Raw genomic sequence first — 14,207 nt, forward strand, 5'->3', positions numbered from 1 at the left:
CGCCGCGCCCCCTCGTACGGGAGGGTTCCCCCACCTTGACTTCCCCGATCGCTCTGCCTGGTGCCGCTTCGCGCGTCGTGCGCGCAGCGGCCGGGCGGCGTGCGCTGAACGTGGCGCTGCGGGTGATGTTCCTGGTGGGCGGCCTGATCGTGCTGGGCTTGCTGTGCGGAGGAAGGGCGCATGCGGCGGAGGGAGTCGTGCCGCCGACGGAGGCCGCCGGTGAGCAGACGGTTCACACAGCCGTGCACGCAACCGCTCACGCGGCGGATCACGCATCCGTCCCCGAGCGGGCGGCGCGCCACACGCCTCCCGCCACCGGTTCCCGAGCAGACGGGGCCGTGCGGGAGCAAGCCGTGGAGCCCGTCAGGAAGCGCCTGGTCGAGCCCGTCAGGAAGCGTGTGGCCGAGCCGGTCCGGACCCAGGTCGCCGCACCCGTCGTACGAGAAGTGCGCGAAGTGCGGGGGACGGTCCGGGACGCCGTCCGTGAAGAGGCCCGGGAAGCGGGTGAGTTCGCCACAGGGCTCGTCGGCGAGCTCGCCGACGAGGCTCCGCCGCGGTTCCTGCCCGCGCCGCCGTCGATGCCGGGCCTGCCCGGCGTCCCGGTCCGGCCCGGCCGACCCGGCACCCCCGGCCCGGCAGGGGACGGCGCCCACGCGGCGCCGACTCCGAGCGCGGGAACCCATGCGGCCGCCGGGCACAGCGATGCCGCGCGGCCCGGTGAGCGAGAGGCGGCCGAAGCCGTCGGCGACGTGTTCGCCCCGGCAGGCCTCAACGCGGTACCCGCACGGACCCCGGCCGCAAAGGCGGCCGGAGCCTCGGCTCCCGCCCCCACCCCCGCGTTCCCCAGCGGCAGCGCGGTCGGCCAGTCCGCGGGGGACGGCAGTACGACGCGGCATTCCGACCTCGCGGCGGCGGCCTTCGGCAGCGGCGGGACGGCCCGGCTGCTGCCCGGGGCGACGGCGTCCTCCCACGCCGCACCCACCCGCGACAGGCACCGAGACATCCCCGAATTCCCCGGCTAGGGCAGCCCGTTCCCCGCACGTGACCTGCCGCGCGGGGGCGGCACAGGTCTGCCCGCCGACCGGACCACTCCGGCCGGACGCCGCCGGCCCACCGCTGGACCACTCCAGCGCGGGACCGGACATGAGAATTCGAAGGATCTGACGCAAGCATGAACAAGAACATCCGCCGTTCCATCGTGATAGCCGCCGGCGTCTCCGGTGCGTGGGCGCTCGGCTCCGCCGCCGCCAGCGCCGACGAACTGCCCGCCCACTCCGTGGCGGTGCCGGACCTCGCCGGTGACGTGGTCGCCGATGTGCAGGGCACGGTCTCCCACGTCCAGGCCACCGTCGACGACGTCACCCACGGCACCGTCGGCTCGGTCACCGGCAAGGCCCAGGACACCGTGGCGGGCGTGACCGGCCAGGCCCGGACCACCGCGTCCGGCGCCGCCTCCACCGTCTCCGGAACCGTCCACGGCACGGTCTCCGGCACCGCCGCCAAGGCCGCTCCCCAGGCCGGTCCGGCTGTCACCGGCGCCCAGGGCACCGTCCGGCACACCGACGCCCGGGTCGAGGCGGCCGCCGCGCACGCCAAGCAGCAGGCCCGCACCTACGTCGAGGGCGTCACCGGCATCGCCGACACCGCCCGCAGCGCCGCCGCGCGCGTGGCGCACGCCCACACCGCCGGGGTCCCGCACGTGTCGGCCGACGCCGTCGCGCGGAACGCCGGCGACCGGACCGCGGCCGTCCAGGACGGTGCCACCCAGGAGATCGACTACCTGTTCGGCCCCCTGTCCGCGTTCGCCCCCGACGTCGACCGCACGGTGACCGGCGCGCAGGGCCGGGTCCAGGGCGCCACCGCCCAGGTCCAGGACATCGCCGCCCAGGCGTACGGCACCGCGGCGCAGGTCCCGGGCCACGCCCAGAACGTCCCGGCCACCGCCTCCGGCGCCGTGGGCGGAGTGACGACCGCCGCCGGTCCCGTCGTCGACGAGACCTCGGCCGCGGTGCTTCCCCCCATCGCCGCGACCGCCGTGCACGGCGTGGTCCCGGTCGCCGGACAGGCCGTCGGCGACGTCGGCAGGCTCGCGGGCGGTGCGGTCGGCGACGTGACGCCGTTCGCCGGTGGCGTCGTCGGCCACGTCACGCCGTTCGCGGACGGGGTCGTGGGCCAGGTCCAGCCCTTCGCGCAGTCGGTCGTCGCGGACGACGTGACGCCCTTCACGGGCGGTGTCGTCGGCGCGGTCCAGCCCCTCGTGCAGGCCGTGTACGACCAGGTGCAGCCGGTCGTGCAGGGCGTCGGCGGCAGCGCGGCGTACCTGGCGCAGGGCGTCGTGGGCGACGTCGCGCCGTTCGCCGGTGGTGTGGTCGGCGACGTGACGCCGTTCGCCGGCGGGGTCGTCGGTGAGGTCTCGCCGTTCGCGCAGGACCTGACCGGCACGGTCGGAGCCGACGCCCAGCCGCTCGCCGCGAACGCGGTCCAGGGCGTCCAGGGTGTGGCCGCCTCGGTCGCCCCCAGCTACTTGACGAACGCCACGGACGCCGCCGCCAACGGCTTCGGCATCTGAGGTTCCGCAACTGAGAAGTCCGCCTCCGCAACCGCGGGACGAGTCGGCGGACTGAAGACGTCGTCTGCGGGCAGCCGGGGACCGGAGTGACAGGCCGGGCCCGGCCCGGCAGATGGCGGCGGGTGGTCCCCATTGGGGTGAGGATCACCCGCCCGGGCCCTTCCCGGTCCGGCGGCAGGGCTCTCCAGGTCCTCCCACCGGGTCTTTCAGGGGCTCTCAGGGGCCCCACCGGGCGCACCCCAGGCCGGTGGGGCCCCGCTCTGTGACTGTTATCACCGCTCAGGTGTGATCTGCGATTTAGGGACCCCGGGCGAGCGGCGATAACCTGCGAGACGGACATGCCGCGTACCGGACTCCGTCCTACGCCTCCCCTGTGACAGCGCAGTCACGTTGCCCTTCGCGGCACGCCCACGCAGACAGCTGACCGCAAAGCAGCGAGATCGCAGCGAGATCACGGAAAAGGGACGGACGCGCGTGGACCTGTTCGAGTACCAGGCGAGGGACCTCTTCGCCAAGCACGGTGTACCGGTGCTGGCCGGTGAAGTCATCGACACGCCTGAGGCGGCGCGCGAGGCCACCGAGCGACTGGGCGGCAAGTCGGTCGTCAAGGCGCAGGTGAAGGTCGGCGGCCGCGGCAAGGCCGGCGGCGTCAAGCTCGCCGCCACCCCGGACGAGGCCGTCGCCCGCGCGACGGACATCCTCGGGATGGACATCAAGGGCCACACGGTCCACAAGGTGATGATCGCCGAGACCGCTCCGGAGATCCTCGAGGAGTACTACGTCTCGTACCTCCTCGACCGCACCAACCGCACCTTCCTCGCCATGGCGTCCGTCCAGGGCGGCGTGGAGATCGAGGTCGTCGCGGAGGAGAACCCCGACGCCCTCGCGAAGGTGCCGGTCGACGCCAACGAGGGTGTCTCCAAGGAGAAGGCCCAGGAGATCGTCGCCAAGGCGAAGTTCCCGGCCGAGGTCGCCGACCAGGTCGCCGACATCCTCGTCACCCTGTGGGACACCTTCATCAAGGAGGACGCCCTCCTCGTCGAGGTGAACCCGCTCGCCAAGGTCGCCTCCGGCAAGGTCATCGCCCTTGACGGCAAGGTCTCCCTCGACGAGAACGCGGACTTCCGCCAGCCCGAGCACGAGGCGCTCGAGGACAAGGACGCAGCCAACCCGCTCGAGGCTGCCGCCAAGGCCAAGAACCTCAACTACGTCAAGCTCGACGGCGAGGTCGGCATCATCGGTAACGGTGCCGGTCTGGTCATGTCGACCCTGGACGTCGTCGCGTACGCCGGTGAGAACCACGGCGGCGTGAAGCCGGCCAACTTCCTCGACATCGGTGGCGGCGCGTCCGCCCAGGTGATGGCGAACGGCCTGGAGATCATCCTCGGCGACCCGGACGTCAAGTCCGTGTTCGTCAACGTCTTCGGTGGCATCACCGCCTGCGACGAGGTCGCCAACGGCATCGTGCAGGCCCTGGCGCTCCTCGCCGACAAGGGCGAAGAGGTCACCAAGCCGCTGGTCGTGCGACTCGACGGCAACAACGCGGAGCTGGGTCGCAAGATCCTCAGCGACGCCAACCACCCGCTCGTCCAGCGTGTGGACACCATGGACGGCGCGGCCGACAAGGCCGCCGAGCTCGCCGCGGCTGCGAAGTAAGGAAGAGGGACTCAGACCACCATGGCTATCTTCCTCACCAAGGACAGCAAGGTCATCGTCCAGGGCATGACCGGTGCCACGGGCATGAAGCACACCAAGCTCATGCTCGGTGACGGCACGAACATCGTCGGCGGCGTGAACCCGCGCAAGGCCGGCACCTCCGTCGACTTCGACGGCACCGAGGTCCCGGTCTTCGGGACGGTCAAGGAGGCCATGGAGGCGACGGGCGCCAACGTGTCCGTCCTCTTCGTGCCGCCGGCCTTCTCCAAGGCCGCCGTCGTCGAGGCGATCGACGCCGAGATCCCCCTCGCGGTCGTCATCACCGAGGGCATCGCCGTCCACGACTCCGCCGCCTTCTGGGCGTACGCGAAGTCGAAGGGCAACAAGACCCGCATCATCGGCCCGAACTGCCCCGGTCTCATCACCCCGGGCCAGTCGAACGCCGGCATCATCCCGGGCGACATCACGAAGCCGGGCCGCATCGGTCTGGTCTCGAAGTCCGGCACGCTGACGTACCAGATGATGTACGAGCTCCGTGACATCGGCTTCTCGTCCGCCGTCGGCATCGGTGGCGACCCGGTCATCGGTACGACGCACATCGACGCCCTCGAGGCGTTCGAGGCCGACCCCGACACCGACCTGATCGTCATGATCGGCGAGATCGGCGGCGACGCCGAGGAGCGTGCGGCGGACTACATCGCCAAGCACGTCACCAAGCCGGTCGTCGGCTACGTCGCGGGCTTCACCGCCCCCGAGGGCAAGACGATGGGCCACGCGGGCGCGATCGTGTCCGGCTCTTCTGGCACCGCACAGGCCAAGAAGGAGGCCCTCGAGGCCGCCGGCGTGAAGGTCGGCAAGACGCCGACCGAGACGGCCAAGCTGGCGCGCGAGCTGCTCTCGTAGTTCCGCCACCTGCCTGACGACAGTGGGCCCGCACCCTTTGGGGGTGCGGGCCCACTGTCGTTCGCCCGTACGGAGATCCCATACGCAGATCCCGTACGCAGAGCCCGTAGGGGGAGACCGTACGGAGAGCCCGTGGGGGCTCAGTCGACCTCGGGGACGAGGCGGTGCGGGCCGCTCTTGGCCGACTTGTGCAGCTTGTCGCGCAGCTTCTTGTCCGCGCGGGTGAGCGGTCCGGGCCCCGTCCGAGGCGGTACGCCGCTGATGGTGGCGCCGGGGGCGGGGACGGGTTCGTAGCGGGTCGGGGCGGTGCGCAGCGTGAGGGCCGTCGCGCCGACGATCAGGACGGTGAAGGCGACGGCCGAACGGGTCCAGAACCGGGTCCGGCGCTCGCCGTCCGTGCGGACGTGGGTCGACTTGGGGGCCTGGAGCTTCTCGGCGCCCGCGAGTTCGGTCAGGCGCCGGTGGAGCTGGTCGGGCACGGAGAGGGCGGGCAGCTGCTCGGCGACTGCCTCCCTCGCATGGAGCAGCCGCTGCGCCGCCGCGGGCGTGGTGGCCTCCGTCTCGGCCGCGGTCTCGGGCAGATCGAGCCCGACCCCGTCGTAGAGGAGCAGGGTGCGACGGTACGAGGACGGCAGGCTCAGGAGTGCGTCGAGCAGCGCGCGGTCGTCGGCGTCGGCGGGCGGCGCCTCGGGGTGCCGGTGGCTCGGGCGGAGCCGGTGCCAGGGCGACACGGCGTACTCGTACGCGGCGGCCCTGACCCAGCCGGCGGGATCGCGGTCCACGGCGACCTCGGGCCAGCGCTGCCAGGCGAGTTGGAAGGCGCGCTCCACGGACTCCCTGGCGAGGGTGCGGCGGCCGGTGAGGAGGTAGGCCTGGCGGACCAGGCCGGGGGCCGCATGGGCGTAGAGCCGGTCGAAGGCGTCCGTGGCGTCATTCGAGGACGCGGCGGGGCCGGAGCTCTCGCCCGCCTCGGCCTCGCCCGCGGGCCGCGCCCACAGTCCGCCGCGCTCCTGGCCCCGGTCGAGCGGGGCGGTGTCCCAGTGTCCGACGGATCGTCTGCTCCGGACGGGCGTCGTCGTGGCGAGGGCAGCGGCCTCGGTGGCCGGCGCTTGTTCCTCCGCCTCGAGGCTCGCCAGGAGCTTCGCATACGTCTCCCTCTTGTGGCCTCTCGGGGTGCTGCGGCCGGATTCCCATGCGCGGACCGTTTCGCGGGTGACGCCTACTTTCGCGGCGACCTGAGCCTCGGTCAGGGACTTCGACTCGCGGAGCCTGCGGCGCTCCTTGGGGGCCGGCAGCGGGGAGGCAGGGCTCTGTGTCATAGGGAATTCAACACACCCTTTCGCGTGAAAAACTATATAAACGTATCTTGGGCGACACATCCGGTCTTCGCCTCTTACGCGAATAAAGCGTGTGTCATTGGGAGCATGGCCGCGTGACCCAAATGACCGACCGTGGCCTGTCGTTGCCGCTCCTGCTCTCCCGCGTGCGTGACCGCTCCGGGGGGCCTGCCGCCTGCTTCTTCGGCGGGGTCCTCGCGGCCGGGCTGGGGCTCGGCGCGTCCGCCGTGCTCGTCATGGTGCTGTGGATCAGTTCGCCCTATCCGGACAGCGGTCCCGGCGGTGCTCTGCACGCCGCCTCGGCGCTGTGGCTGCTCGCACACGGCGCCGAGGTCATCAGGACGGACACGCTCTCCGGGACCCCGGCGCCGATCGGTGTCGCGCCACTGCTCCTTCTGGTGGTTCCGGTGTGGCTGCTGCACCGTGCGGCGCGTGACGCGGTGGAGGGCGAGGACGACGGGGACGCCCCGCGGATGGTCTGGTGGACAGCGTGGTGCGGGGTCGTGGCCGGGTATCTGCTGGTGGGCGGCGGCGCCGCGTTCTACGCGTCGGGCGGTGAGCTGCGGCCGTCCTGGCCGAGCGTCACCGCGCATCTGACGGTCGTCGCCCTGGCCGCCGCGGGTGCCGGGATCTGGACGGCCCACGGCCGCCCGCCCGCCCCGCTGCCCGCACGCCTGCGCCATCGCCTCGACGCCCTGCCGTACGGCAGGCGCGAGGCATTCGTACGACGTCTGCTGCCGGCGGCCGCGCGGGCGGCGGCGGCCGGGGTGCTCGTACTGGTGGCGGGCGGCGCGCTGGTCGTGGCGGCGTCGACGGTGTGGCACATGGAGTCGGTGCGGCAATCGTTCGAGCAGATGACGAACGTGTGGTCGGGCCGGCTGGCGGTGCTCCTGCTGGCCGCCGCGCTGGTGCCCAACGCGGCGGTGTGGGGCGCCGCGTACGCGCTCGGGCCCGGCGTCGTGCTCGGCGGGGGCAGTGTCGCCGGGCCGCTCGGGGTGTCGTCGGGGCCGCTGCTGCCCGCGTTCCCGCTGCTCGCGGTGGTGCCGGAGCCGGGCCCCGGGTCGCCGCTCACCTGGTCGGTGGGCGCGGTGCCGGTCGTGGCCGGGCTGACGGTCGCGTGGTTCGTGGCGGGGGCGGCGGCGCCCCGGCACGGGGAGCGGGACGAGGCGTGGTCGCGGGGGAGCACGGCGTTGGCGGTGGTCCTCGCGGCGGTGCTGTGCGGGCTGTCCTTCGCAGGGCTCGCGAGGGCGGCCGGCGGGCCGATGGGCGTCGCGGGGCTCGCGGAGTTCGGGCCCGTGGGCTGGCTCACCGGGCTCGCGGCGACGGGGTGGACGGCGCTGGTGGCGATGCCGGTGGCGATGGGACTGCGGGCCCGACGGGTCTGGGTGCCGCGCGACGAGCGGGTCGGTGAGCCGCGCGAGAGGCGGTCCGGGGACTCGATCGAGGAGCGGGCCGGGGAGTCGCCGCAGGAGCGGGCCCCGTCGTGGTGGCGGCGCCGGATCCCGTCCCCGAAGAGTCGGCCGCCGCGTCGGAGCCGGGAGGGCGCGGCGCGGGCCGGACAGGCGAAGTCGGTCGACGCCGCGTTCGAGCCGTACGACTTCTTCCCCTCGGACCCGTTCTCCGCGGATCTGTTCCCCGCGGACCCCTTCGCGGGCGGGCCCTGGCCTGCCGATGCCACGAGGGAAGCACGCTGGGCGGCGCTCAAGGAGGCGTCGGACACGAGCAGGGACACGGACACGAGCAAGGACACGGGCACGACCAGGGACACGAGCACGAGCAAGGACACGAGCACGAGCAATGGCCCGGCCCTGGACCGGGACCCGGACGTGGGTGGCGGTGAGGGCGGAGGCGCGGCCCCCGAAGAGCCGCCGAACCCTTCCTAGTCCCGCGTGCCGAGCAGCGTGCGCAGTTCCTTCGGGAGCTTGTCGTTGCACGCCTTCTGGGACGCGCTGGTCAGCGCGTCGTTCACGCACGTGTAGTAGTCGCTGTAGACCAGCTGTGCCGTGAACGTGGCGGCGACCAGTGCCAGCGCGAGGGAGCCGGTGACCAGGCCGCTGACGGCCGCCGTGGTCTGCGGTCTCGATCCGGTGGCGGGACCCGTGGGTGCCGGAGCGTCCGGGTTCGGCTTGCGGGGCTTGGCGCGCAGGGCGCTGATGCCCCAGTACAGAGCGAGCGCGCCGAGCAGCAGCGCCACGTAAGGCCAGCTGAACAGGGCGAAGAAGAAGCCCCACATGCCGGAGAGCAGGGCGTAGCGCGCGCGGCGCTGGGCCGGGTCCGTCGGGTCCCAGCGCATGCCGGAGCCGGGGCCCTGGGGGCCTTCGGGTCCGCCCTGGCCGCCGGGTCCGCCGCCCTGACCGGGGCGGTCGCCGAAGCCGCCGCCCTGGGCGCGGCCCGGCTGCCGGTCGCTCCACTGACCGCCCCACGGGTTCCGGTTCCCGCCCGACCCGTCGCCCTGGCCGTTCTGGCCGCCCTCGGGACGGCGCGGCTGCCACGGGCGGTCGGGCGAGCCCTCGGGCGGCGGCGCGAACGGGTTGTCGTCCTTGGAGGGCTTGGAGAGCTTGGGCGACTCAGGGGACTTCTCGGGGGAATCCGAGGACTTGGGCGGTGTGTCCTGAGGCTGAGGAGGCGTGGGACGGCCTTCGCGCAGCAGGGTCGAGCCGGCGGGCAGCAGCGGCAGGCGGAGGCTTCGGTCCGGCATCAGGTGTGCGTCTTCCCCTAGGTCGATCGTGGCGCGGCTGCGGGCGAGTCCGTCCTGAAGTGAACGTCCCGCGAGCGGGCGGCGTTCCTTCGGTCGGCGAATCCGCCACAGACGCTACCTTCCGGCCGCGCCCCCGTCCCGTGGGGGCCGCTCCATGTGCCGGTATCGTTGCTGACGGTCGACCGCTTCGTAGAGTTCCCCGTATCGGGAACCGTGAAGCCTTTGTGCGACCCTACAAACGCACTCCCGAGAAAGGCCCTCGCTGTGGCCAAGCGGCTCGTCGTGCTGGTCTCCGGATCAGGCACGAATCTGCAGGCTCTGCTCGACGCCCTCGCGGCCGAGGGCGCGGAGGGTTACGGCGCCGAGATCGTGGCGGTCGGCGCCGACCGTGACTCCATCGCCGGGCTCGAGCGCGCCGAGCGCGCCGGGCTGCCCACCTTCGTCTGCCGGGTCAAGGACTTCGCCACCCGCGAGGAGTGGGACCGGGCGCTCGCCGAGGCCACGGCGGCGTACGAGCCGGACCTCGTGGTCTCGGCCGGGTTCATGAAGATCGTGGGCAAGGAGTTCCTCGCCCGGTTCGGCGGGCGGTTCGTGAACACGCACCCCGCCCTGCTCCCCAGTTTTCCCGGAGCCCATGGTGTGCGCGACGCGCTCGCGTACGGCGCCAAGGTCACCGGATGCACCGTCCACTTCGTCGACGACGGCGTCGACACCGGCCCGATCATCGCCCAGGGCGTGGTCGAGGTCCGGGACGAGGACGACGCGAGCGCTCTGCACGAGCGCATCAAGGAAGTCGAGCGCAGGCTGCTCGTCGATGTCGTGGGGCGTCTGGCCCGCAACGGCTATCGCATTGAGGGACGAAAGGTAGTTATCCAGTGACCGCCGAGAGCAACAAGCGGCCCATTCGCCGGGCGCTCGTCAGCGTCTACGACAAGACCGGTCTGGAAGACCTCGCGCGCGGGCTGCACGAGGCGGGCGTGGAGCTGGTGTCGACCGGCTCGACCGCTGCGAAGATCGCCGCCGCCGGGGTTCCCGTCACCAAGGTCGAGGAGCTCACGGGCTTCCCCGAGTGCCTCGACGGGCGCGTCAAGACGCTGCACCCGAAGATCCACGCGGGCATCCTCGCCGACCTGCGCCTGGAGGACCACCAGCGCCAGCTCGCCGAGCTCGGCGTGGAGCCCTTCCAGCTCGTCGTCGTGAACCTGTACCCCTTCAAGGAGACCGTCGCCTCGGGCGCGACTCCCGACGAGTGCGTCGAGCAGATCGACATCGGCGGCCCCTCGATGGTGCGCGCCGCAGCCAAGAACCACCCGTCGGTGGCCGTCGTCACCAGCCCCTCCCGGTACGCCGACGTCCTCGCGGCCGTCCGCGACGGCGGCTTCGACCTGACCGCCCGCAAGCGTCTCGCCGGTGAGGCCTTCCAGCACACGGCGGCGTACGACGTCGCGGTGGCCTCCTGGTTCGCCGACGGCTACGCGGCTGCCGACGAGAGCGGCTTCCCCGAGTTCCTCGGCGCGACGTACGAGCGCAAGAACGTCCTGCGCTACGGCGAGAACCCGCACCAGGGTGCCGCCCTCTACGTCGACGGCACCGGCGGTCTCGCCGAGGCCGAGCAGCTGCACGGCAAGGAGATGTCGTACAACAACTACACGGACACGGACGCCGCGCGCCGTGCCGCGTACGACCACGACGACCCGTGCGTCGCGATCATCAAGCACGCCAACCCGTGCGGCGTCGCGGTCGCGTCGAGCGTCGCCGAGGCGCACCGCAAGGCGCACGCCTGTGACCCGGTCTCCGCGTACGGCGGTGTGATCGCCGTGAACCGTCCGGTCACCAAGGAGATGGCCGAGCAGGTCGCGGAGATCTTCACCGAGGTCATCGTCGCGCCCGAGTACGAGGACGGCGCGCTCGAGGCCCTCACCAAGAAGAAGAACATCCGCGTGCTGCGCGCCCACCGGGGCCCGTCGGCGGTCGTCGAGACGAAGCAGATCGACGGCGGTGCGCTCCTCCAGGTCACCGACCGCGTCCAGGCCGACGGCGACAACCCGGCGAGCTGGACCCTCGCCACGGGCGACGCGCTGTCCCCGGGCGAGCTCGACGAGCTGGCGTTCGCCTGGCGGGCGTGCCGCGCGGTGAAGAGCAACGCGATCCTGCTGGCCAAGGACGGCGCCTCGGTCGGCGTCGGCATGGGCCAGGTCAACCGCGTCGACTCCTGCAAGCTGGCCGTGGAGCGCGCGGGCGCGGAGCGGGCGCGCGGCTCCTTCGCCGCGTCGGACGCGTTCTTCCCGTTCCCGGACGGGCCGCAGATCCTGATCGACGCCGGTGTGAAGGCGATCGTCCAGCCCGGCGGTTCCATCCGTGACGAGCAGGTCATCGAGGCCGCGAAGAAGGCGGGCGTGACGATGTACTTCACCGGCACGCGCCACTTCTTCCACTGAGCGGACCCCTCGCACACGACCGCGGGCCGTGCCTTCCCCTGTGAAGGCACGGCCCGCGGTCGTTCCCGTGGCGCTCAGGCTGTCAGCCGTGGCGAGCCCTGCCGGGCTCGGCAGGGCTCGTAGGCCGTCGACGTCCGGCGGACGCTGCCGTCACCGCGAAGGGCCGCGCTCCCCTTGTGACGGGAGAGAGCGGCCCTTACGGGTCTTACGGGTCTTACGGGTCTTCCGGGTCTTCCGGGTCTTACGGGTGCAGGGTGGGAAACCCCTGCTTCGCCGCGAACTCGATCAGTAGCGCGGGCGGTTGAACCAGGTGGACGCGGCGCTGTTCACCATGGAGCCGAGGATGATGCCGGCGATGGCGAGCGAGATGAGTCCGCCGAAGGTCGCCGAACCGCCGCCGCCGTTGATGGTGTTGACGAGACCACCGATGATCATCAGCGACGCGTAGACGATCGTCGTGATGCGGATGCCGCTTCCGCCGTTCTTGAACTTGACGCCCAGGAAGATCGACAGGGCGCCGAGGGCCACCATGAGGGCCGCGATGAGGAAGCCGAGCCCGGCCAGCGTGTCCGTGGCGTCACCGGACCCGACGCCGTTGGACACGTCCTGGGCCGCACCGATCGCGATGCCCGCGATGATGCCGAAGAGGAGCTGGAAGCCGGCGAGGATGAACAGGAGCACGCGCGCGGTCTTCATCAGGCCGGGCATCTCCATCGGCATGGCATTGCCGCCGGGGAAGCCGGGGTACGCGGGCTGGCCCTGCGGGTAGCCGTAGCCGGGCTGCTGCGGGGGCTGGCCCTGCGGGTAGCCGTAGCCGGGCTGGCCCTGGGGAGCCTGGGGCGCCTGCGGCGGGTAGCCGGGCTGCTGGCCCTGCGGCGGACCGTAGGGGTTGTTCGGGTCGCCGAAACTCATGGCTTTTTCCTCCGTTGCCTTAGTGCGGGGACAACGCGCGGCACCAAGTGGAGGAAAGGTCACAGAGCGGTCGTCCCCCCGGTACTGCCCGCGGCACTGTTGCCGCTCATGGTTCTTTAGGTGCGGCTTATTTGTCCAGCCGCATTCCGTATGCGTTGTGGAAGTGCAACAACGGTGATCAAGCTGGGACGCCCGGATTGGAACCGGGGCGGTGCCATCCGCGAAGATGGGGGCATGACCGCCCAGATTCTCGATGGCAAGGCCACCGCAGCCACGATCAAGTCCGATCTGTCCGCCCGTGTGGCGGCCCTGAGGGAGAAGGGCGTCACGCCCGGCCTCGGCACCGTCCTCGTCGGTGAGGACCCGGGCAGCCAGAAGTACGTCGCGGGCAAGCACCGCGACTGCGCCCAGGTGGGGATCGCCTCCATCCAGCGCCATCTGCCGGCCACCGCCACGCAGGAGGAGATCGAGGCGGTCGTCCGCGAGCTCAACGAGGACCCCGCCTGCACCGGCTACATCGTCCAGCTCCCGCTGCCCAAGGGCATCGACGAGAACCGCATCCTGGAGCTGATGGACCCCGCCAAGGACGCGGACGGCCTGCACCCGATGAACCTCGGCCGCCTCGTCCTGAACGAGCCGGCGCCGCTGCCCTGCACCCCCTTCGGCATCATCACGCTGCTGCGCGAGCACGGCGTGGAGATCAACGGCGCGGAGGTCGTGGTCGTCGGCCGCGGCGTCACCATCGGCCGCCCGATGCCGCTCCTGCTCACCCGCAAGTCCGAGAACGCGACCGTCACCCAGTGCCACACCGGCACCCGTGACCTGGCCGCCCACCTCAGGCGCGCCGACATCGTCGTCGCCGCCGCGGGCGTCCCGCACCTGATCAAGCCCGAGGACATCAAGCCGGGCGCCGCCGTGCTCGACGTCGGTGTCTCGCGCGACGAGAACGGCAAGATCGTCGGCGATGTCCACCCGGGCGTCACCGAGGTCGCCGGATGGATCTCCCCGAACCCGGGCGGCGTCGGCCCCATGACCCGCGCCCAGCTCCTCGTGAACGTCGTCGAGGCCGCGGAACGGAACGCGCACGGTGTCGGCTGACGCCGGCGCCGGCACCCCGGAAGGCGCCGAGGGGGCCGTGAGTGCTCCCGGCGCCGACGGGCAGCCGCGGCGCGCCTCGCGCCGGTTCCCGCTCTTCACCAGGGACACCGCGCGCCCCGAGGGCGGCGGTCGAGCGGCGCCGGGTGACGCCCCGGCCCCGGCGCGGCAGTGGCCGATCCTGGCGGTGATCTCGCTGGTGGGCCTCGGACTGCTGCTCACCGCGTTCGACGCGTTCCGCGTCGGGACGCTGCTGATCGGCGTCGCGCTGATCGGCGGCGCGGTGCTGCGCTGGACACTCCCGTCCGTGGGCATGCTCGCGGTGCGCTCCCGTTTCACCGACATGGTGACGTACGGGTTCCTGGGCGTCGTCATCGTGCTGCTCGCGCTGATGGTGCAGCCGAATCCCTGGCTGGTCATCCCGTTCCTGAACGACACGCTGCACTTCACGATCAGCTGACATCCGCGGCACACACACGAAGACGGCGCCCGTCCTCTCCCCCGAGGGAGGACGGGCGCCGCCGGTCTTTGGGGTCCGGGTCGTCCACGTGGGCCCCGCCCTCGCCGTGGAGATCTCCTCGCCGTGGTCACCAGAGTCA

12 protein-coding genes are annotated in these 14,207 nt (G+C 72.3%); 9 read left to right on the plus strand and 3 right to left on the minus strand.

Annotation, left to right across the window (positions count from 1 at the left end):
• The first annotated feature begins 35 nt into the window (after positions 1 to 35).
• From ACFC96_RS21715 to sucD, 4 genes are all read left to right on the plus strand, one after another.
• Complete coding sequence (locus tag ACFC96_RS21715; RefSeq protein ID WP_376613636.1) at positions 36 to 1,022, plus strand: hypothetical protein; 987 nt, start codon at positions 36 to 38, stop codon at positions 1,020 to 1,022.
• A 149-nt stretch (positions 1,023 to 1,171) separates the two neighbouring features.
• Positions 1,172 to 2,569: a hypothetical protein gene (locus ACFC96_RS21720; protein WP_376613637.1), complete on the plus strand. Its 1,398-nt coding sequence runs from the start codon at positions 1,172 to 1,174 to the stop codon at positions 2,567 to 2,569.
• Positions 2,570 to 3,043: 474 nt separating this feature from the next.
• Positions 3,044 to 4,225, plus strand: a complete 1,182-nt coding sequence (sucC, locus tag ACFC96_RS21725) for an ADP-forming succinate--CoA ligase subunit beta (RefSeq protein WP_116510889.1) — start codon at positions 3,044 to 3,046, stop codon at positions 4,223 to 4,225.
• 21 nt (positions 4,226 to 4,246) lie between these two features.
• A complete protein-coding gene (sucD, locus tag ACFC96_RS21730) occupies positions 4,247 to 5,128 on the plus strand; it encodes a succinate--CoA ligase subunit alpha (protein ID WP_116510887.1) in 882 nt (293 codons plus the stop codon).
• 140 nt (positions 5,129 to 5,268) lie between these two features.
• Here the strand turns inward: sucD and ACFC96_RS21735 are convergent, their stop codons facing one another.
• On the minus strand, positions 5,269 to 6,447 hold the full coding sequence (locus ACFC96_RS21735) for a helix-turn-helix domain-containing protein (protein ID WP_376613639.1): 1,179 nt from the start codon (positions 6,445 to 6,447) through the stop codon (positions 5,269 to 5,271).
• A gap of 122 nt (positions 6,448 to 6,569) precedes the next feature.
• On the opposite strand from ACFC96_RS21735, the gene ACFC96_RS21740 reads away from it, so the two are divergent.
• Complete coding sequence (locus tag ACFC96_RS21740) at positions 6,570 to 8,348, plus strand: DUF6350 family protein (RefSeq protein WP_376613744.1); 1,779 nt, start codon at positions 6,570 to 6,572, stop codon at positions 8,346 to 8,348.
• Here the strand turns inward: ACFC96_RS21740 and ACFC96_RS21745 are convergent.
• Positions 8,345 to 9,163 carry a hypothetical protein gene (locus tag ACFC96_RS21745; RefSeq protein ID WP_376260043.1) on the minus strand — a complete coding sequence of 273 codons (819 nt, stop codon included), beginning with the start codon at positions 9,161 to 9,163 and terminating at the stop codon, positions 8,345 to 8,347. The two genes, ACFC96_RS21740 and ACFC96_RS21745, sit on opposite strands and share 4 nt — an antisense overlap.
• Before the next feature lie 213 nt (positions 9,164 to 9,376).
• Between ACFC96_RS21745 and purN the strand changes: the two genes are divergently transcribed.
• Together purN and purH are read left to right on the plus strand one after the other, a co-directional pair.
• Positions 9,377 to 10,042: a phosphoribosylglycinamide formyltransferase gene (gene purN, locus ACFC96_RS21750; protein ID WP_100594959.1), complete on the plus strand. Its 666-nt coding sequence runs from the start codon at positions 9,377 to 9,379 to the stop codon at positions 10,040 to 10,042.
• Positions 10,039 to 11,601 carry a bifunctional phosphoribosylaminoimidazolecarboxamide formyltransferase/IMP cyclohydrolase gene (gene purH / locus ACFC96_RS21755; RefSeq protein ID WP_376260041.1) on the plus strand — a complete coding sequence of 521 codons (1,563 nt, stop codon included), beginning with the start codon at positions 10,039 to 10,041 and terminating at the stop codon, positions 11,599 to 11,601. The genes purN and purH overlap by 4 nt, the downstream gene beginning before the upstream one ends.
• A 285-nt stretch (positions 11,602 to 11,886) precedes the next feature.
• Here purH and ACFC96_RS21760 read toward each other — a convergent pair whose 3' ends face one another.
• On the minus strand, positions 11,887 to 12,513 hold the full coding sequence (locus tag ACFC96_RS21760; protein ID WP_376260039.1) for a hypothetical protein: 627 nt from the start codon (positions 12,511 to 12,513) through the stop codon (positions 11,887 to 11,889).
• A gap of 234 nt (positions 12,514 to 12,747) precedes the next feature.
• Between ACFC96_RS21760 and ACFC96_RS21765 the strand changes: the two genes are divergently transcribed.
• Positions 12,748 to 13,611, plus strand: coding sequence for a bifunctional methylenetetrahydrofolate dehydrogenase/methenyltetrahydrofolate cyclohydrolase (locus ACFC96_RS21765; RefSeq protein WP_376260037.1), 864 nt, complete (start codon positions 12,748 to 12,750; stop codon positions 13,609 to 13,611).
• Positions 13,601 to 14,068 carry a DUF3017 domain-containing protein gene (locus tag ACFC96_RS21770; protein ID WP_376260035.1) on the plus strand — a complete coding sequence of 156 codons (468 nt, stop codon included), beginning with the start codon at positions 13,601 to 13,603 and terminating at the stop codon, positions 14,066 to 14,068. The genes ACFC96_RS21765 and ACFC96_RS21770 overlap by 11 nt, the downstream gene beginning before the upstream one ends.
• The last annotated feature ends 139 nt before the right edge of the window (positions 14,069 to 14,207 follow it).

Origin of the sequence: Streptomyces sp. NPDC055955 (genome assembly GCF_042270245.1) — a bacterium.
Taxonomy (GTDB): domain Bacteria; phylum Actinomycetota; class Actinomycetes; order Streptomycetales; family Streptomycetaceae; genus Streptomyces.